A 17350-nucleotide genomic window follows, 5' to 3' on the forward strand; every position below is an offset into this window, starting at 1 on the left:
CTTCGCCCTAGAACAGGTGCGACAGCATGAAATAGAGCCCGCCCGCCAGCAGGATCGACACCGGCAGGGTCAGCACCCAGGCGGCCAGCATGTTGCGCAGGGTCGACATCTGCAGGCCCGAGCCATTGGCGGCCATGGTTCCCGCCACCCCCGACGACAGGACGTGGGTGGTCGACACCGGCAGGCCTAGATTGTCGGCGGCGAAGATCGTGCCCATGGCCACCAGCTCGGCCGAGGCCCCCTGGGCGTAGGTCATGTGGGTCTTGCCGATCTTCTCGCCGACGGTGATCACGATCCGCTTCCAGCCGACCATGGTGCCCAGCCCCAGGGCGAAGGCGACGGCCACCTTGACCCAGGTGGGGATGAAGCGCGTGCCCTTGTCCAGGGCACCGCGATAGGTGTCGAGCGCCTTCTTCTCGGGCGCGGCCAGGTGCAGGGAGGGCTCCTTGGCGATGCGCTTGAGGCCCTCGGACGCCAGGTACATGTCGTTGCGCACGTTGCTGACGGCGGCGGCGGGGATCTGGGCCAGCGAGCCGTAGTCCTGGACCTGGCGGTTGATGTCGGTGATCAGCACCGCGACCGCCGGGACGGTGTCGGGGGCCAGGGTCTTTTCGGCGATGTAGCGGGTGACCGAGACGCGCGCGGCGGCGGGCGACACGCCCGGGGCCGAGCCGGCCCCGTGCGGAGCCAGCGCCCCGGCGGCGCCGGTCGAGGCGGTCTCGAACTGGGCGGTGTAGGCGGGCGGCACGGCGCGGTTCAGCGCATAGGCCGTGGGCACCGTGCCGATCAGGATCAGCATGATCAGGCCCATGCCCTTCTGGCCGTCGTTGGAGCCGTGGGCGAACGACACGCCGGTGCAGGTGAAGATCAGCAGGGCGCGGATCCACAGCGGCGGCGCGACGCCCGGCGTCGGCTCGCTGTAGAGGGCCTTGTTGCGGATCAGGAGCTTGGCGGCCAGGAACAGCAGCGCCGCGACGCCGAAGCCGATCAGCGGCGACAGCAGCAGCGCCTTGCCGATGTCGGTGGCCTTGGTCCAGTCGACGCCAGCCGTGCCGCTGCGCCCGTGCATCATGGCGTTGGCCACGCCGACCCCGATGATCGAGCCGATCAGGGTGTGCGAGCTGGACGAGGGAATGCCGAAGAACCAGGTCGCCAGGTTCCAGGCGATCGCCGCCAGCAGCAGCGAGAACACCATGGCGTAGCCCGAGCTGGAGCCGACCTGCAGGATCAGCTCGACCGGCAGCAGCGAGACGATCCCGAAGGCCACCGCGCCGGTCGACAACAGCACGCCCAGGAAATTGAAGAAGCCCGACCAGACCACGGCCACGTTGGCGGGCAGCGAGTTGGTGTAGATCACCGTGGCCACGGCGTTGGCGGTGTCGTGGAAGCCGTTCACGAATTCGAAGCCCAGGGCGATCAGCAGGGCGATGAACAGCAGGGCGAACGGCAGGAAGGCGACGGCGCTGACCCCGGCCGAGGTGGCGTCGGAATAGACGCTCCAGGCCACGTAGAGCAGGGCGGTGACGACCGCCGCCCCCATGCCCAGCTTGCCGGCGGTTCCTAACCCCTTGTCCAGGTCGGGTCGGCCCGAGGCGGTGGTTGGGGGCAGGGCGGGGGCGTCGATCGCGGTCATGCTGCACACCTTCGCTTGAGGTGAGGCGAGGTTAGGAGCGAGCCGTGACAGTCCGATGATGGGGGCGGGGCAAGTGACTTGCGCTCAGCGTACCGCGGACAGAATTCAGCGATTTCAAGGCTCTGAACTTTCTCGACCCGATCTTGTCCTCACCGTCCAAACCGCCCGTATCCTGTACCCACCTCGACGCAGGGAAAGGGCGCATGGCCAGCGACCGATGCGGCGGCGAGGGGCGATCGAGCGAGAAGCTCTGTCGGCGGTTCTTGTCCGCGTGCGTAAGGGCAGGATCAAACCTTGCGTCTCTGGTGCCGGTCGGGCCTGGAACACAGATACGACGTGACGTGAGGGTCGGCGGAACAACAGGCGAGCGGTGACAGGCTCGCGGTCCGGGACTGGGGTTCGTTGATCCAGCCCGCCCGTCGGAGGCTCCAAGGCGAGGCCCTAACAGGGCTCAGCGTCGCGGGCTTCCGGATAACGACGGCGCGGAGCGGCAGGCTTCGTCGAAACGGTATTCTTTTTTCAAACTCCGGACGTCGTCCGGCGCTCCGCGACCCTTTCCATCCGCTCACAGCCAGATTGGCGTGGGATCACACCCACTTGCCCCCACCTGGCGGCTTCGCCGCCTGTCCGCCCCCGTAGGGGGCGGAGGACGAGCCTCTTCCCCCTCCGGGGGAAGACGACCGCGAAGCGGTCCGTAGGGGGCAAGTGTTCGCTGCGCCTACCCCTCCGCCCGGTGCACCACGCGCCCGTCGACCAGCGTCATCAGCACCTGGCCCTGTAGCCGGCGTCCGTCGAACGGCGAGTTCTTGGACTTCGACAGCAGCTTGCCGGCGTCGATGATCAGCGGGGCGTCCAGGTCGCACAGCACCAGGTCGGCCGGGGCGCCGGGTGCGATACGGCCCGACTGCAGGCCGATCAGGGCGGCGGGGGCCAGGGTGACGGCGCGGATCAGGTCGACCAGTGGCAGGCGCTCGTCGTGATACAGCGAGAGCAATGCCGGCAGCAGGGTTTCCAGGCCGACAGCGCCGGGTGCGGCCTCGTCGAACGGCAGGCGCTTGTCCTCGGCCGGGGCCGGGGCGTGGGCGCTGACGACGATGTCGATCAGGCCCGAGGCCAGGGCCTCGATCAGGGCCTGGCGGTCGTCCTCGCCGCGCAGGGGCGGGGTGACCTTGGCGAAGCTGCGATAGTCGCCGATGTCCAGTTCGTTGAACGACAGGTGGTTGATCGACACCGAGGCGTGGATGCGCAGGCCCTTGGCCTTGGCGCGGGCCAGGGTCTCCAGCGCCTGGGCGCTAGTGACCTGGTCGACCAGCAGGCGGCCGCCGGTGGCTTCCAGGAGCGCCACGTCGCGCTCCAGCATGATCCGCTCGGCCATCGGCGAGATCGAGGGCAGGCCCATGCGGCCGGCGAACTCGCCGCCGGTCGCCGCGCCGCCCTTGGCCAGCCAAGGGTCCATCGGCCGGTGGGCCAGCAGGGTGTCGAAGCCGCGCGCATAGGTCAGGATGCGCTGCATCACCTTGCTGTCGACGATCGGCTTGTCGGCGTCGGTCACGTAGACGCAGCCGGCCTCGCGCATCAGGCCGATCTCGGCCATCTGTTCGCCCGCCAGCCCCTTGGTCGCCGCGCCGGCGCACAGGATGCGGGCGCTGTCGATGTCGCGCGAGCGGCGCAGGATGAAGTCGACCACGCTGGGGTCGTCGACCGCCGGGTCGGTGTCGGGCTGGACGACGAAGCTGGTCACCCCGCCGGCCGCCGCGGCCCGCGCGGCGCTGGCCAGGGTTTCCTTGGTCTCGGCGCCGGGCTCGCCGGTCTTGACCCGCAGGTCGATCAGGCCGGGAGCCAGCATGGCGCCGCCGCAGTCGATGACGCGGACGTCCTTGGTCAGCTTGGCGAACTCGCGGCCCTTGGCGACATCGGAGATCACGCCTTCGGAGACGATGACGCCGCCAGGGCCGTCATAGCCGCTCTCGGGGTCGACCAGACGGGCGTTGATCAGGGCAAGAGGGGGCGCATTGTTCATTTGCCGTGCTCCTCGAGCCGGTGGGCAAGGGAGGCCAGCACGGCCATGCGGGCGGCCACGCCCATCTCGACCTGGTCCTGGATCAGGCTGATCTCGGGATCGTCGGCGACGTCGGAGTCGATCTCCACGCCCCGGTTCATCGGGCCGGGGTGCATGACCTTGGCCTTGGGCGCGGCGCGGGCCAGCTTCTCGCGGTCCAGGCCGTAGAAGCGGAAGTATTCGCGGGTCGAGGGCACGAACGCGCCCTGCATGCGCTCCAGCTGCAGGCGCAGCATCATCACCACGTCGGCCCCGGCGATGCCGGCCTTCATGTCGTGATGGACGGTGACGCCCCAGCGCTCGGCCTGGGCCGGCATCAGGGTGGGCGGACCCACCAGCCGGACGCTGGCGCCCAGGGTGTGCAGCAGGGCGACGTTGGAGCGGGCCACGCGGCTGTGCAGCACGTCGCCGCAGATCGCCACGGTCAGGCCCGAGACCCGGCCGAAGGCGCGGCGGATCGACAGGGCGTCCAGCACAGCCTGGGTGGGATGCTCGTGCTGGCCGTCGCCGGCGTTGATCACGCTGCCGCTGACCTTCTGGCTCAGCAGGCTGGCCGCGCCCGACGATGCGTGGCGCACCACCAGCAGGTCGGGGCGCATGGCGTTCAGGGTGACGGCGGTGTCGATCAGGGTCTCGCCCTTGGTGATCGACGAGGTGCGCGGGCTCATGTTGACGACGTCGGCGCCCAGGCGCTTGCCGGCGATCTCGAAGCTGGACTGGGTGCGGGTGCTGTTCTCGAAGAACAGGTTCATCAGCGTCCGCCCCTTGAGGATGTCGAGGGACTTGGTCGTCTGGCGATTGAGGGCGACGAAGGCGTCGGCCAAGTCCAGCAGATCGGTCGCCTGGAGGGCGTTCAGATCGCCGGCCGACAGGAAATGGCGCCGGGGAAACGAGAAGATGCGCTTGCGGATCGTCTCGATCGGGTCGGCGGGCTCATGGGGCGGGGGTTTGGCCGTCATGAGTGGGCGTCATAGGCGGCTTTGGGCGGGGAGGGAAGGCTTAGAAACCCTTGCCCGCCGCCTCGTTGATCCCGCGGATCCGCTCCAGCGCGCCCTGCAGGATCCAGCCGGCGGCCATCTTGTCGACGACCTCGGCGCGGCGCTTGCGGTTGACGTCGTGCTCGTCGATCAGCACCCGGGTCACCGCCGCCGTCGACAGGCGCTCGTCCCAGAAGGTGATCGGCAGGTGGGGCTGCAGGCGCAGCAGGTTGCGGCCCAGGGCGCGGTTGGACTGGCAGCGCACGCCCTCGGTGCCGTCCATGTTCATCGGCAGCCCGATGACGATGCCGGCCGCCTTGCGGCTGCCCATCAGCTTGAACAGCACCTCGGCGTCCTCGCTGAACTTGGTCTTCTTGATCAGGGCCAGCGGGCTGGCGACGGTCAGGGTGACGTCGGACACGGCAACGCCGATGGTCTTTTCGCCCGGATCCAGGCCGACGATCGGCAGGTAGTCGGGGATGGCGGCGGCGAATTCGGTGATGTCGAGAACGGGCATTTGTCCTCATACCACGGGGAACAGCTTGTCAAAGCGCCCCTCGCACGGCTAACCCACGCGCTTGGAATTCAGGAGGCCCTCATGGCCATTGACGCCGCCACCGTGCGGAAGGTCGCGCGGCTCGCGCGCATCGCCACCCCGGAAGATCGCCTGGAGCCCCTGGCCCAGGAGCTCAACGGCATCATGACGTGGATCGAGCAGCTGGCCGAGGTCGACACCGACGGCGTCGAGCCGCTGACCAGCGTCGTGCACGCCGGCCTGCCGCTGCGCGACGACGTGGTGACCATGGGCGGCGACGCGGACGTCGTCACCGGCAACGCCCCCAAGTCGGTGGGCGGCTTCTTCGTGGTCCCGAAGGTGGTTGAATAATAATGACTTCGCTGACCTCTCTCACCCTCAAGGGCGCGCTGGACGGGCTGGAAGCCGGGGACTTCACCTCGGTCGAGCTGACCACGGCGCACATCGAGGCCGTCGAGGCCGCGCGCGGCCTGAACGCCTTCCTGTTCGAGACCCCCGAGCAGGCCCTGTCGATGGCCGCCGCCTCGGACGCTCGCAGGGCGCTCGAGGCCGCCCGTCCGCTGGACGGCATCCCGCTGGGCATCAAGGACCTGTTCTGCACCGAGGGTACGCCCACCACGGCGGCGTCGAAGATCCTCGAGCCGTTCGTCCCGCACTACGAGTCGACCGTCACCAGCCAGCTGTGGCGTGACGGGGCGGTGATGCTGGGCAAGCTGAACCTCGACGAATTCGCCATGGGCTCGTCCAACGAGACCAGCGCGTACGGTCCCGTGATCAATCCCTGGCGCAAGACCGGCTCCAACCAGGCCCTGACCCCGGGCGGCAGCTCGGGCGGCAGCGCCGCGGCCGTGGCCGCCGACCTGTGCCTGGGCGCCACCGCCACCGACACCGGCGGCTCGATCCGCCAGCCGGCCGCCTTCACCGGCACCGTGGGCATCAAGCCGACCTACGGCCGTTGCTCGCGCTGGGGCACGGTGGCCTTCGCCAGCTCGCTGGACCAGGCCGGCCCGATCGCCAAGACCGTCGAGGACGCGGCGATCCTGCTGACCTCGATGAGCGGCCACGACCCCAAGGACTCCACCAGTCTCGACGTGCCGGTTCCGAACTTCGCCGCCTTCGTCGGCAAGTCGGTCAAGGGCCTGCGGATCGGTATCCCCAAGGAATACCGCGTCGACAACATGCCCGCCGAGATCGAGCAGCTCTGGGAACAGGGCGTGGCCTGGCTGAAGGAAGCCGGCTGCGAGATCGTCGAGATCAGCTTGCCGCACACCAAGTACGCCCTGCCGGCCTACTATATCGTAGCCCCGGCCGAGGCCTCCTCGAACCTGGCCCGCTATGACGGCATGCGCTACGGCCTGCGGGCCGAGGGCGGCAATCTGACCGAGGTCTACGAGAACACCCGCGCCGCCGGCTTCGGCGACGAGGTGAAGCGCCGCATCCTGATCGGCACCTACGTGCTGTCGGCCGGCTATTACGACGCCTACTACCTGAAGGCCCTGAAGGTGCGTCGCCGCATCGCCGAGGACTTCGACAACGCCTGGGAAAAGTGCGACGCGATCCTCACCCCCACGGCGCCGTCGGCGGCTTTCGGCCTGGGCGAGAACAGCAACGACCCGATCGCCATGTACCTGAACGACGTGTTCACGGTGACGACGAACCTGGCGGGTCTGCCGGGCCTGTCGCTGCCGGCGGGCCTGGACGCCAACGGCCTGCCGCTGGGTCTGCAGATCATCGGCAAGCCGCTGGACGAGGGCACGGTGTTCTCGGTGGCCGGGGCCATCGAAAAGGCCGCGGGCTTCAAGACCAAGGCGACCAAGTGGTGGTGATCCGCCGCTAGGTCGACGGACACGAAAAAGGGCGGCCCCGCGAGGAGCCGCCCTTCTTTTTTACGCGACGCCACTGAAAACTGGATCGACTACATCGGGGCGTCCGGCGTGGCCGGGGCCGCCGCCGGGGCGGGAGCCGGAGCCGGGGCCGAAGCGACCGGGGCGGCGATCACCACCGGCGCGGCCGGCGGGGCGGCCACGGGGGCCGGGACGTTGGCGCTGACATTCTCCGAGGCCGAACCGGCGTCGGCGGCGACCGGGGCCGCGCGGCGGGCCGGAGCGGCGCGCTTGGCCGGGGCGGTCACGCGCGGCGGCGCGGTGGTCTCGGCGCGGGCGACCTGCGTCGGCGCGGGAGTCTCAGGCGTCGTGGCGACGGGCGCTGAGGCCGGCATCGGAGCCGGTTCGGCGGCGAGCGGCGCGGGCGTCGCCTCGGCCACCTGGGCGGGCGGCGCCGCGTCGGTGGTCGGCGTCTGGGCCGGATGGCTCATCAACCCCCAGGCCAGGCCGCCGGCGGCGATCGCCAGGACCGGCAAGCCGACCATCAGCGGCAGGTTAGACGAAGACTTCTTCGCCGGGGTGCGAGCATAGACGGGCGCTTCCGCGAACAGCGGGGCATTCTTCGTGCTTTTGGCCGGGGCGATATAGGGTTCGCTGGCGTCGAGGTTCAGAACAGCCATGATATCCTCCTGCGAGTTATTCGCTTCGGGGAGTCAACGGAAGGCTCCGGCAGCGGTTCCGTTTGGCCAGGAAAGACCTACATCTCGCCAAGAAGTGGTCATTTTTCACATTGGGAGAAATGAGCGTCTCAGCGACGCTTGAAGCTTCTTCCCTCCCCCTTGCGGGGAGGGTGGCCCGCGTAGCGGGTCGGGTGGGGGATCAAGCCATGAGGGTGAATCGAGCAAGGGCGCTTCGGAAGGCAATGTCGGTGCAGGAAGTTCGCCTGTGGGTGCGCCTTCGCTCCCTGAGAGCCCATGGCTTCCACTTTCGGAGGCAAGCACCCTTGCTGGTCTACTATCCCGACTTCATCTGTTTGAGCCGACGGCTGATCGTCGAGGTCGATGGACCACACCACGAGGAGCTGGAGCAGGCCGCTCACGACGCCTGTCGCGATCAAGTTTTCCGCCGCTCTGGCTTCCAAACCTTGCGCTTCCGGACCCGTGCGGTGCATGAGGACATAGACGCGGTCATGAGCGTGATTTGTCAGGCCTTGAGCGCAGCGAGCCCCACCCGACCCCTTCGGGGCCACCCTCCCCATAAAGGGGAGGGAAGGGACCTAGGAATAAGTGACCACCCTACGTGGTCAGGAATTGAGACATGACCGAAACCGCCTCTTCCAAAGTGATCCAAGGCCGCACCGGCCCCTGGGAAATCGTTCTCGGCCTCGAGGTCCATGCCCAGGTCGCCAGCGTGTCCAAGCTGTTCTCCGGCGCAGCCGTCGGGTTTGGCGCGGGGCCGAACCAGCAGGTCAGCCTGGTGGACGCGGCCATGCCCGGCATGCTGCCGGTCCTGAACCGTTTTTGCGTCGAGCAGGCGGTGAAGACCGGCCTGGGTCTGAAGGCGCAGATCAATCTGAAGAGCCGCTTCGACCGCAAGAACTACTTCTATCCCGACCTGCCGCAGGGCTATCAGATCAGCCAGTTCGACCAGCCGATCGTCGGCGAGGGCGTGGTGACCGTCGAGCGTGACGACGGCACGACCTTCGACGTGCGTATCGAACGCCTGCACCTGGAACAGGACGCCGGCAAGTCGCTGCACGACCAGGACCCGAACGCGACCTATGTCGACCTGAACCGCGCGGGCACGGCGCTGATGGAGATCGTCTCCAAGCCTGACATGCGCACCTCCGAAGAGGCCGCCGCCTACGTCAAGAAGCTGCGCACGATCCTGGTCTATCTGGGCACCTGCGACGGCGACATGGAGAAGGGCAACCTGCGCGCCGACGTCAACGTCTCGGTCTGCCGCCCGGGCGACTACGAGAAGTTCCGCGAGACCGGCAGCTTCAGCCACCTGGGCACGCGCTGCGAGATCAAGAACGTCAACAGCTACCGCTACATCCAGCAGGCCATCGAATACGAGGCCCGTCGCCAGATCGAGATCCTGGAGGACGGCGGCAAGATCGACCAGGAAACTCGCCTGTTCGACCCGGGCAAGCTCGAGACCCGTTCGATGCGGTCGAAGGAAGAGGCGCACGACTATCGCTACTTCCCCGATCCGGACCTGCTGCCGCTGGTCCTGGACCCGGCTTGGGTCAAGGATCTGGAAGCGACGCTGCCGGAACTGCCGGACGCCAAGAAGCAGCGCCTGCAGAGCCAGTATGGCCTGTCGGCCTACGACGCCGGCGTGCTGATCATCGAGAGCGACCGCGCCGACTATTTCGAAGCCGCCGCGAAAGGCCGCGACGCCAAGCTGGTGTCCAACTGGGTGACCAACGAGCTGCTGTCCAAGCTGTCGGCGGGCGGGCACGAGATCGCCGCCTCGCCGCTGCCGGCCTCGGACATCGCCCAGCTGGTCGAGCTGATCGAGAACGGCACCATCTCGTCGAAGATCGCCAAGGAGGTCTTCGAGCACATGTGGGCCGGCGAGGGCCGTCCCGCTGAGATCGTCGAGGCGCGCGGCCTGGTGCAGATCAATGACACCGGGGCCATCGAGGCCGCGATCGACAAGCTGATCGCGGCCAATCCCGACAAGGCCGAGGCCGTGAAGGAAAAGCCCCAGGCCATCGGCTGGTTCGTCGGCCAAGTGATGAAGGAGACCGGCGGCAAGGCCAATCCGGCCACCGTCAACGAACTGCTGAAGAGCAAGCTGGGGCTTTAAGAGCGCCGCTAGCCGCACCAAGGACAAAGGGCCCGCCGCTCGCGCGACGGGCCCTTTTTCACGAGCGGAGCACCGGCTTTACGGCTTGGGCGTTTCGGAGGCCGAGGCACCCGCCGGGTCGGCTTCGGCGCCGGCCGGCTTGTGGTGCTTCTTGGCCTTCTTTTCCGGCTTGGCGTCGGCGGACGGGGCCGCTGAGCCGGTCGAGGTGTCCGCGGTGGCCGAGCTAGGCGTGCCGCTGGCGGTGGCGCTGTCGGCGCTGGAGGACGGGGCGGAGGTCGCCGGATCCGCGCCATACGACGGCGACGTAGAGGAAGAGGCGGGAGCGCCTTGCGTGGTTTGGGCCGTGGGATCGGCCGGCGCGGTCTGCTGGGCCAGGGCCGATCCGGCGTAGCCGGCGAGAGTCAGCGCGGCGACGGCGGCCGTGAGGCGGAGCTTGGTCATGGAAGCGTCTCGTTACTGTCGCGTCGGAAAGTGACACGACCGGAACGCTGACGTGCGAATGCGGTGGGAATAACCCGCCAATCGGGCGATCTCGCCGCATGCGGGGCGCGGATGCGGCGAATGGCGGCGCTTGCCGAGCGTTTCGAAAAGCGCCGCCAGGTCCGTCAGGTCGACATCGTCTATTGGTTGATGATGTCGAAGATCAGTCCGGTGGCGATCGCCGCCAGGACGTAGTCGTTACCGGCCCGGTACCAGTAGTAGCCCCGGGGCGGCGGGCGCAGGCGGTAATAGCCGTAATCGTGGATGATATAGCCGTTGCCACGATAGTAGGGCGGCAGGTAGCCGCCGCGACGCCAGGCGTTGTAGCCGGGACGGTAGCCGGGGCTGCCATAGTAGTGGGCCGGCGGCGCGCCGTAGCTCCAGCGGTTGTTGTAATAGTAGCCGTTGTAGCGGCGGCCATCCCAGCGGTTGTCGCCGCGGTCCCAGCCGTTGTGGCGGCCATTGTCGTGACGACCGTCGTAGCCGCCTCGGCCACCACGATTGTCATAGCCGCCCCGACCGCCGTCGTGGCGATCCCCGCCGCGATCGCCCCGGCCGTCGCTATGGCCATAGCGGCCGCGATCCTGGGCGGACGCGTCGCCGGCGGCGACGGCCATCGGCCCGGCGACGGCGGCCACGGCGGCGATGGTGAGCAACAAGCGCTTCATATCCGACGTCTCCTTACTTCGGTCGGCGACCCTTCGATCGCCTAATCCCTCGACCTTGAAAACAGTTTCCATCGCCGTGGCTGAACCTGATCTGAACGGCGCCGTCAGGCTGGAGCATGAACGGCCTTGGCGACGCCCGGGCGCATGGCCATGTTGGTGGTCAATTGAAACGTCCCTCTCAGAAAACGCCCCCAAGGGAGTCATCGCGATGAGCCGTCCGATCGAACTGTACTACTGGCCCACGCCGAACGGCTGGAAGATCTCGATCGCCCTGGAGGAAATGGGGCTGCCCTACGAGATGATCCCCGTGAACATCGGGGCGGGCGAGCAGTTCAAGCCGGACTTCCTGGCCATCAGCCCCAACAATCGCATGCCGGCCATCGTCGATCCTGACGGTCCCGACGGCCAGCCGATCTCGGTGTTCGAATCCGGGGCCATACTGCAGTACCTGGGGCGCAAGAGCGGCCAGTTCTACGGCGCCAACGAGCGCGAGCGGGTCGAGATCGACCAGTGGCTGATGTGGCAGATGGGGGGCCTTGGTCCCATGGCCGGCCAGACCCACCATTTCCGACAGTACGCCCCCTCCATCGTCAGCGACCAGCGCCAGGTCGCCTACGGCGCCATCCGCTACACCAACGAGACCCATCGGCTGTATGGCGTGCTCAACAAGCAGCTGGAGGGGAAGGATTTCATCTGCGGCCAATTGTCCATCGCCGACTTCGCGTGCTGGGGATGGGTTGTTCCCTGGAAAAACCAGGGCATCATTCTGGAAGAGTTTCCGCACCTGAAGGCTTGGTTCGAGCGCATGGCGGCCCGCGAGGACGTCGATCGCGGCTTCAAGGTGGGGGCCGAATTGCGCCGTCCGGCCCTGCAAACACCCGGAAAAGCGCAGGAAGAGGCCCGAAAGGTGCTGTTTGGCCAGCGCGCCCGTTAACCTGCTGTATACGGCGGTTTACATTCAGTAACACCCGTGAATGCGACGTAATGTCTCTAAACGGTTTATGTATTCATGGATTAGATTCATGATGTCAGCGCCATTAACTGTATGTTCAGTGGCGATGGACTTTTCTGTTCTCACAGCCAAGCGGAGCCAGAACGGCGACGGGGGTTGGGAATGGGAATTGAAGCCATGATGATGAGTATCGAACCGCCGGCCGCCATCCACGGGATCCCGCTGCCGACCACCGACGCCTCGGGCGAAGAGCTGTTCCGCATGGGCATGCTGTACTCGACCGGCCAAGGCGGCGCGCCGCTGGACTACGTTTCGGCCCACATGCTGTTCAACCTGGCCGCCATGCGCGGTTCGGTCGAAGCCAAGGTCTATCGCAAGGAAATCTCGCAGGAGATGGCCAGCGAGGATGTCGCCGAAGCCCAGCGCCAGGCGCGTGAATGGCTGGCTCACGGCTGAACCCCGTCGAGCCTGTCGGCTCGACGGCTTTTGCGTGATGCGCGACGGACGCCGAAACCGGCATCCACTTCAGCCGTCACGCTCGTGGGTTCAGCCCACGCCTACCTCTGACCCGGACGCCACGCGCCCGGGCGCCATGTCTCAGTTTCCGTTGAAGCCGTTGACGGCGTAGCTGAAGCTGATCGGCAGCAGGTCTCGGAAGTACTGCTGCATGAACAGGCCCGCTTCGGACACTCCGCTGCGCGGCACATAGACCACGTCGAACCGACGAAGCGGCACCAGGTCCGCCCGGCCGTTGGTCATCCCCGTCAGAAGATCGGCCGTGCGCAGCATGGCGCGACCGTTGGGGCCCCGGCGAATGATGATTACCGACGTGCGCTTGGCCGAGGTCTTGAACCCGCCGGCCTGGATGACGGCCCGCAGGGCGTCGCCGTCGCCGGCCATGTCGTAGACGCCCGGATTGCCCACTTCCCCGCCCACGAACACCTTGAGCGGCGCCGTCGACTTGATCGACACCCGCACCTGCGGCCGCAGCAGCTGGCTGGCGTAGGCCTGGGTGAGCGAGGCTTCCAATTCGCCGATCGTGCGGTCGGCCGCCATCACTGGCGAGATCAGCGGCAAAGCGACGCGCCCGTCCGGTTGGACCACTACGGACTTGTTCAGCTCGACCGCCGAAGGCACGGTGATCTCGACTTCGTCGCCCGGATAAAACCGGTAGTCCGGCTCCTGGTCCGACCAGTCGGCATAGCCGATATCGGAAAAAGTGGCCGTGGGACGGGCGGTTGGCGTGATCGGCTCGCGATCCACGTGGCCGCAGGCGACGAGGCCGCTGGCCGCGAAGGGCAGGGCGATGGCCGCCGAAAGGATGGTGCGCCTGTGCATGCGACAAGTCTTAACAGATATAGGTAACGAAGCCTTAAGCCGCCGACGGCCAGGGTGCTGGCGAGTAAACGTCGGATTCTTATGTCAACCACGAGCGCCTGGACCAGCGTGCCGCACGACCCGCCGTCGCGTAGCGACTGGTCGGCGCGTGCGCGTTACGCGCCGACCGACTTCGTCACCCTGTTGTGGCGTGAGCGGTGGTTGATGCTCGGCGTCTTCCTGGCCTTGTTCCTGCTGGGCCTGGCCCTGGCCGGCACCATGAAGAAGACCTACACCGCCAGCTCCAGCCTGTTCGTCCGCCTGGGCCAGGAATATGTCTACGAGCCCCTGGCCGGCGACGCCGGTCGTGGCGCGGTGCCCAGCACCGATCAGGTGATCCAGTCGGAATCGGAAATCCTGGGCAGCGGCGAGCTGCGCGATCGCGTGATCCGCAAGGTCGGTTTCGGCAAGATCTTCCCGGGCAGCGCCACCAAGTACGCCGTCGCCTCGCCGGAAGGTAAGCGCAAGCTGATGGCCGAGGGGCGCGACGCCCTGGCCCGCAACCTGAAGATCGAGACCGCGCCCGATAACTCGATCATCCGTCTGTCCTATTCCAACCAGGATCCGGACGTGGCCGAGAAGGTGCTCAACACCCTGCTGGAAGAGTACCTGATCTACCGCCGCAGCTTACTGATCGGCGGCGAAAACACCGGGGTGGAACGCCAGCGCGAGCTGTTCACCCAGAAGCTGGCCCAGACCGACGCGGCCTATCAGGCCTTCCTGTCGGGCAACGACATCGGCGATTTCACCGCCCAGAAGACCGCCCTGACCCAACTTCAGGCCCAGGCGGAGTCGCAGAAGTACGCCACCGAGGCCCAGTTGCAGGATCGCATGGGCCGGCTGGCCTCGGTCCAAGGCGAGCTGGCCAAGACCCCGGCCGACACCGTGCTCTATCGCGACAGCGACACCTCGGCCTCCAGCAAGCTGGCCCAGCTGAAGCTGGATCGCGAGAGTCTGCTGGCCCGCTATCGCTCCGACGCCCAGCCGGTCCGCGACATCGAGGCGCAGATCGCCCAGCTGGAGCAGGGCGTGGCGTCGGGTCGCACCAACGGCGACGGCGCGCGCCGCAGCGGCCCCAACCCGATCTGGCAGACCCTGCAGTCCACGCGCAATGACCTGTCGGCGGAAGTCGCCGCGCTCCAACAGTCGCTGGCCGCCTATACCCAGCAGGTCCAGGACGTGAACCAGCGCCTGCTGCGTCTGTCCGAACTGGAGCCGACCTTCAACCAGCTGTCGCGCGATCGCGACGTGCTGTCGTCGAACGTCAAGGATTTCACCGTCAAGGAACAGCAGGACGAGGCCCAGCGGCAGATGTCGGCCGAGGGCAGCGACAACATCCGCATCGTCCAGCGCGCCGTGGCGCCGTCGACCGGCAAGAGCTTGAAGAAGCCGATCATGGTGCTGGCCTTCCTGTTCGCGGCCTTCACCGCCGCCTGCGTCGGACTGGTGCGGATGCTGCTGCGGCCCGGCCTTCAGACCCCGGCCTCGGCCTCGCGCACCCTGGGCCTGCCGGTGCTGGCGACGGCGAGCTACAAGCGCGCCGCCTGAGACCGGCCTGGGCGCTTTCGTCGCCTTTCGCGCGAACGCGTTTGGTCGTTAAGGTAAACGGACTTCAACGCGCGGCGATTCGGCGGATGGTGGATTTGAACGTCGAGATGGCGGAGCTGTGGGGGAGCCTTGGCGCCCCCGCGCCCGGCCGCGCGCACGTCGTCCAGTTCGTCGCCGCCCGGAAAGGCGAGGGGACCTCGACGGCCGCCCGCGAATTCGCCCGCTTCGCCGCCAAGCGCGCCGGCCGCAAGACCTGGCTGATCGACCTGGACCTGGTCACCTCGCCGCAATACCAGGCCATCGCCGCCGATCCCGAACGCTACGGTCCGCTGGGCGCCGGCGCGCCGGCCTCGCCGGACGGCTCTGCCTTCTTCACCGTCCAGCCGCCCGCGCCCAAGCCGGGCGGCGGAGTGTGGCCCGACGCCAAGTACCTGACCGCCCACAGCATCGGCGGCCCGCGCTTCTGGGTGACCCGCTTCAATCGCGAGGCCCTGCGCGGTCGCCAGAAGGTGCACATCCTGCCCGGTGTCGAATATTGGGCCGCCCTGCGCCGTCATGCCGAGATCATCGTGGTCGACAGCCCGTCGGCCGATCGCTCCCAGGCCGCCCTGACCCTGGCCCAGCACATGGACCAGACGGTGCTGGTGGTCAGCGCCCAGCAGCCGGACGTTCGGCCGCCGGGCCTGCTGCGCGACGCCCTGGCCTCGTCGGGCGGCCGCACCGCCGGGGTGTTCTTCAACCAGGCCTCGGTCCAGCCGCCGAAGTTCCTGAAGGCCATCCTGCCTTGACGCCCGCCTACGGAGCGGCCGCCGCCGCGCCGGCCCGGTTGACCTTCGTCCAGATGGCGCTGTGGGTGCTGCCGGTCCTGGCCCTGCTGATCTACAGCGGCGGCTGGGAGCTGCCGCTGGTGGGCGAGACCGCCGACGCGGCCGGCTCGGCCCTGCTGCGAGTCGGTTATCTGCCCGCCTACGCCGCCGGTTTCGCCCTGATCGCCCTGCGACCCGGCTCGACCTTTCGCGTGCTCATCCGCCAGCCGTTCCTGATCGTCCTTCTGCTGGTGGTGGCCGCCTCGATGTTCTGGTCGGTCAATCCGGACCAGACGGCCCGGCGCGGCTTCGCCCTGGTCTGCACGACGCTGGGCGGGATCGCCCTGGCCGCGCGCTTCCGCTGGCCGCAGCTGGCCGAGGTGGTGGGCGCGGCCTTCGCGGTGCTGATCGTCGCCTGTTTCGTGGTGTGTCTGGCCGTGCCGCGCATCGGGATCATGACCGAGCTGTTCCCCGGCGCCTGGCGCGGCCTGTGGCGTGAGAAGAACGGCCTGGGCGGCAACATGGCGTTCGGCTTCTGCATCCTGTCGGCCGCCGCCTTGCTGAACCCCCAAAGAGCCCGCCTGTGGTGGACCTTCGCGGGGCTGGCCCTGGTGCTGGTGCTGATGTCGACCTCCAAGACCTCGCTGGTGTCGCTGATGCTGGGCGTGGCGGCGATCGGCTTTGTCTGGATCGCCCGGCGCGGCCCGGCCATGGGCGCGGCCGCCACCTGGACGGGGATCACCGGGGTGGTGCTGCTGGGGGCCTTCATCCTGTTCGCTTCGGACGTCTTCTTCGCGATCCTGGGCAAGGACGCCACCCTGACCGGCCGCACCAAGATCTGGGCGGCGGTGATGCGCGAGATCGAGGACCGGCCGTGGCTGGGCTACGGCTACCAGGCGGTATGGGGCGACAAGACCGGGTGGGGCCCGTTCGCCTGGATCAGCAAGAACGCCGGCTTCCAGGCCCAGCACGCCCACAACAGCTGGCTGGAGCAGTGGCTGGGCCTTGGCCTGCTGGGCCTGATCGCCTGGGGGCTGTTCTACCTGCAGGCCATGACCCTGGCGGTGATCTCGGTGTTCCGCGACCGGGGCGCGCTGCTCGCCTTCCCGTTCCTGGTCGTCTACAGCCTGGTGGCCCTGACCGAGAGCATCGCGCTGATCTACAACGATTTCCGCTGGGTGTTGTTCGTGGCCTTCGCCGCCAAGCTGGCCTTCCCGGACCGCGAGGTCGGGGGGTAAGCGTTGCTTTAAGCGACGAACCGGGGCTCACTCCTTCTTTTGGAGGGACTTTCCGCATGTTGCTGGCCGCCCAGATCGTCACCGGGATCGTCGCCCTGATCCATGTCTACATCGTCCTGTTGGAGACGGTGCTGTTCGACACGCGGGGCAAGAAGGTCTTTGGCCTGACCGACGAGGCCGCCGCGATCGTCAAGCCGGCGATGTCGAACCAGGGCTGCTACAACGGCTTCCTGGTCGCGGCCCTGGTCCTGGGTCTGTTCTGGCCGGATGATGTGACCGCCAAGGCCTTCGCCTTCTTTGGCCTGGCCTGCGTGGCCGTGGCCGGCGTCTGGGGCGGCCTGACCGTCAAGCGCTCGATCCTGCTGATTCAGACCCTGCCGGCGGTGGTGGGGCTCGGGTTGTGGTGGAATATCTAGCGAAAACCAATGGTTGCGGTT

18 protein-coding genes are annotated in these 17350 nt (G+C 67.7%); 10 read left to right on the forward strand and 8 right to left on the reverse strand.

Annotated elements, in window-relative coordinates:
- Positions 1-7: 7 nt before the first annotated feature.
- The 4 genes from G3M62_RS07610 to ruvX form a co-directional block, all read right to left on the reverse strand.
- Entirely contained in the window at positions 8-1633 is a 1626-nt protein-coding gene (locus tag G3M62_RS07610) for an inorganic phosphate transporter (RefSeq protein ID WP_165185964.1), read from the reverse strand.
- Between the two features lie 718 nt (positions 1634-2351).
- Positions 2352-3653 carry a dihydroorotase gene (gene pyrC / locus G3M62_RS07615; RefSeq protein WP_165185966.1) on the reverse strand — a complete coding sequence of 434 codons (1302 nt, stop codon included), beginning with the start codon at positions 3651-3653 and terminating at the stop codon, positions 2352-2354.
- Positions 3650-4651, reverse strand: a complete 1002-nt coding sequence (locus tag G3M62_RS07620; protein WP_165185967.1) for an aspartate carbamoyltransferase catalytic subunit — start codon at positions 4649-4651, stop codon at positions 3650-3652. Before G3M62_RS07620 ends, pyrC begins: the two co-directional genes overlap by 4 nt.
- A gap of 40 nt (positions 4652-4691) precedes the next feature.
- Entirely contained in the window at positions 4692-5186 is a 495-nt protein-coding gene (gene ruvX / locus G3M62_RS07625) for a Holliday junction resolvase RuvX (protein ID WP_165185969.1), read from the reverse strand.
- Positions 5187-5267: 81 nt separating this feature from the next.
- Between ruvX and gatC the strand changes: the two genes are divergently transcribed.
- Both gatC and gatA read left to right on the forward strand, forming a co-directional pair.
- Positions 5268-5555 carry an Asp-tRNA(Asn)/Glu-tRNA(Gln) amidotransferase subunit GatC gene (gene gatC / locus G3M62_RS07630; RefSeq protein WP_028040934.1) on the forward strand — a complete coding sequence of 96 codons (288 nt, stop codon included), beginning with the start codon at positions 5268-5270 and terminating at the stop codon, positions 5553-5555.
- 2 nt (positions 5556-5557) lie between these two features.
- Positions 5558-7030: an Asp-tRNA(Asn)/Glu-tRNA(Gln) amidotransferase subunit GatA gene (gene gatA, locus G3M62_RS07635; RefSeq protein WP_165185970.1), complete on the forward strand. Its 1473-nt coding sequence runs from the start codon at positions 5558-5560 to the stop codon at positions 7028-7030.
- An 89-nt stretch (positions 7031-7119) separates the two neighbouring features.
- Here the strand turns inward: gatA and G3M62_RS07640 are convergent, their stop codons facing one another.
- Positions 7120-7707, reverse strand: a complete 588-nt coding sequence (locus G3M62_RS07640; RefSeq protein WP_165185972.1) for a hypothetical protein — start codon at positions 7705-7707, stop codon at positions 7120-7122.
- Positions 7708-7913: 206 nt separating this feature from the next.
- On the opposite strand from G3M62_RS07640, the gene G3M62_RS07645 reads away from it, so the two are divergent.
- On the forward strand, positions 7914-8348 hold the full coding sequence (locus G3M62_RS07645; RefSeq protein WP_165185973.1) for an endonuclease domain-containing protein: 435 nt from the start codon (positions 7914-7916) through the stop codon (positions 8346-8348).
- A complete protein-coding gene (gene gatB / locus G3M62_RS07650) occupies positions 8345-9844 on the forward strand; it encodes an Asp-tRNA(Asn)/Glu-tRNA(Gln) amidotransferase subunit GatB (RefSeq protein WP_165185975.1) in 1500 nt (499 codons plus the stop codon). Before G3M62_RS07645 ends, gatB begins: the two co-directional genes overlap by 4 nt.
- 78 nt (positions 9845-9922) lie before the next feature.
- Here gatB and G3M62_RS07655 read toward each other — a convergent pair whose 3' ends face one another.
- Together G3M62_RS07655 and G3M62_RS07660 are read right to left on the reverse strand one after the other, a co-directional pair.
- Complete coding sequence (locus tag G3M62_RS07655) at positions 9923-10285, reverse strand: proteophosphoglycan 5 (protein WP_165185976.1); 363 nt, start codon at positions 10283-10285, stop codon at positions 9923-9925.
- 179 nt (positions 10286-10464) lie between these two features.
- Positions 10465-10992 (reverse strand): RcnB family protein, encoded by a 528-nt coding sequence (locus tag G3M62_RS07660; RefSeq protein WP_165185978.1) that lies wholly within the window; start codon positions 10990-10992, stop codon positions 10465-10467.
- Positions 10993-11200: 208 nt separating this feature from the next.
- Here G3M62_RS07660 and G3M62_RS07665 point away from each other — a divergent pair, with 208 nt between their 5' ends.
- Complete coding sequence (locus G3M62_RS07665; RefSeq protein ID WP_165185979.1) at positions 11201-11926, forward strand: glutathione S-transferase N-terminal domain-containing protein; 726 nt, start codon at positions 11201-11203, stop codon at positions 11924-11926.
- A 195-nt stretch (positions 11927-12121) separates the two neighbouring features.
- Positions 12122-12400 carry a sel1 repeat family protein gene (locus G3M62_RS07670; protein ID WP_165185981.1) on the forward strand — a complete coding sequence of 93 codons (279 nt, stop codon included), beginning with the start codon at positions 12122-12124 and terminating at the stop codon, positions 12398-12400.
- 141 nt (positions 12401-12541) lie between these two features.
- On the opposite strand, the gene G3M62_RS07675 is transcribed toward G3M62_RS07670, so the two are convergent.
- The gene (locus tag G3M62_RS07675; RefSeq protein WP_165185983.1) at positions 12542-13282 is read right to left on the reverse strand and encodes a polysaccharide biosynthesis/export family protein; all 741 of its coding nucleotides are present in this window, start codon (positions 13280-13282) and stop codon (positions 12542-12544) included.
- An 81-nt stretch (positions 13283-13363) separates the two neighbouring features.
- Between G3M62_RS07675 and G3M62_RS07680 the strand changes: the two genes are divergently transcribed.
- The 4 genes from G3M62_RS07680 (at position 13364) to G3M62_RS07695 (ending at position 17329) form a co-directional block, all read left to right on the forward strand.
- The gene (locus G3M62_RS07680) at positions 13364-14869 is read left to right on the forward strand and encodes a GumC family protein (protein ID WP_165185984.1); all 1506 of its coding nucleotides are present in this window, start codon (positions 13364-13366) and stop codon (positions 14867-14869) included.
- 86 nt (positions 14870-14955) lie between these two features.
- Positions 14956-15657, forward strand: a complete 702-nt coding sequence (locus G3M62_RS07685; RefSeq protein WP_165185986.1) for a CpsD/CapB family tyrosine-protein kinase — start codon at positions 14956-14958, stop codon at positions 15655-15657.
- Positions 15658-15710: 53 nt separating this feature from the next.
- Positions 15711-16913, forward strand: coding sequence for an O-antigen ligase family protein (locus tag G3M62_RS07690; protein ID WP_165191233.1), 1203 nt, complete (start codon positions 15711-15713; stop codon positions 16911-16913).
- 56 nt (positions 16914-16969) lie between these two features.
- On the forward strand, positions 16970-17329 hold the full coding sequence (locus G3M62_RS07695) for a DUF1304 domain-containing protein (protein WP_165185988.1): 360 nt from the start codon (positions 16970-16972) through the stop codon (positions 17327-17329).
- The last annotated feature ends 21 nt before the right edge of the window (positions 17330-17350 follow it).

Origin of the sequence: Caulobacter soli (assembly GCF_011045195.1) — a bacterium.
GTDB lineage: Bacteria > Pseudomonadota > Alphaproteobacteria > Caulobacterales > Caulobacteraceae > Caulobacter > Caulobacter soli.

Excerpts from the sequence above, each read along its gene's own strand:
- G3M62_RS07610 (WP_165185964.1), bottom strand. The coding sequence starts at position 1,633 with ATGACCGCGATCGACGCCCCCGCCCTGCCCCCAACCACCGCCTCGGGC.
- pyrC (WP_165185966.1), bottom strand. The coding sequence starts at position 3,653 with ATGAACAATGCGCCCCCTCTTGCCCTGATCAACGCCCGTCTGGTCGAC.
- G3M62_RS07620 (WP_165185967.1), bottom strand. The coding sequence starts at position 4,651 with ATGACGGCCAAACCCCCGCCCCATGAGCCCGCCGACCCGATCGAGACG.
- ruvX (WP_165185969.1), bottom strand. The coding sequence starts at position 5,186 with ATGCCCGTTCTCGACATCACCGAATTCGCCGCCGCCATCCCCGACTAC.
- gatC (WP_028040934.1), top strand. The coding sequence starts at position 5,268 with ATGGCCATTGACGCCGCCACCGTGCGGAAGGTCGCGCGGCTCGCGCGC.
- gatA (WP_165185970.1), top strand. The coding sequence starts at position 5,558 with ATGACTTCGCTGACCTCTCTCACCCTCAAGGGCGCGCTGGACGGGCTG.
- G3M62_RS07640 (WP_165185972.1), bottom strand. The coding sequence starts at position 7,707 with ATGGCTGTTCTGAACCTCGACGCCAGCGAACCCTATATCGCCCCGGCC.
- G3M62_RS07645 (WP_165185973.1), top strand. The coding sequence starts at position 7,914 with ATGAGGGTGAATCGAGCAAGGGCGCTTCGGAAGGCAATGTCGGTGCAG.
- gatB (WP_165185975.1), top strand. The coding sequence starts at position 8,345 with ATGACCGAAACCGCCTCTTCCAAAGTGATCCAAGGCCGCACCGGCCCC.
- G3M62_RS07655 (WP_165185976.1), bottom strand. The coding sequence starts at position 10,285 with ATGACCAAGCTCCGCCTCACGGCCGCCGTCGCCGCGCTGACTCTCGCC.
- G3M62_RS07660 (WP_165185978.1), bottom strand. The coding sequence starts at position 10,992 with ATGAAGCGCTTGTTGCTCACCATCGCCGCCGTGGCCGCCGTCGCCGGG.
- G3M62_RS07665 (WP_165185979.1), top strand. The coding sequence starts at position 11,201 with ATGAGCCGTCCGATCGAACTGTACTACTGGCCCACGCCGAACGGCTGG.
- G3M62_RS07670 (WP_165185981.1), top strand. The coding sequence starts at position 12,122 with ATGATGATGAGTATCGAACCGCCGGCCGCCATCCACGGGATCCCGCTG.
- G3M62_RS07675 (WP_165185983.1), bottom strand. The coding sequence starts at position 13,282 with ATGCACAGGCGCACCATCCTTTCGGCGGCCATCGCCCTGCCCTTCGCG.
- G3M62_RS07680 (WP_165185984.1), top strand. The coding sequence starts at position 13,364 with ATGTCAACCACGAGCGCCTGGACCAGCGTGCCGCACGACCCGCCGTCG.
- G3M62_RS07685 (WP_165185986.1), top strand. The coding sequence starts at position 14,956 with ATGGTGGATTTGAACGTCGAGATGGCGGAGCTGTGGGGGAGCCTTGGC.
- G3M62_RS07690 (WP_165191233.1), top strand. The coding sequence starts at position 15,711 with ATGGCGCTGTGGGTGCTGCCGGTCCTGGCCCTGCTGATCTACAGCGGC.
- G3M62_RS07695 (WP_165185988.1), top strand. The coding sequence starts at position 16,970 with ATGTTGCTGGCCGCCCAGATCGTCACCGGGATCGTCGCCCTGATCCAT.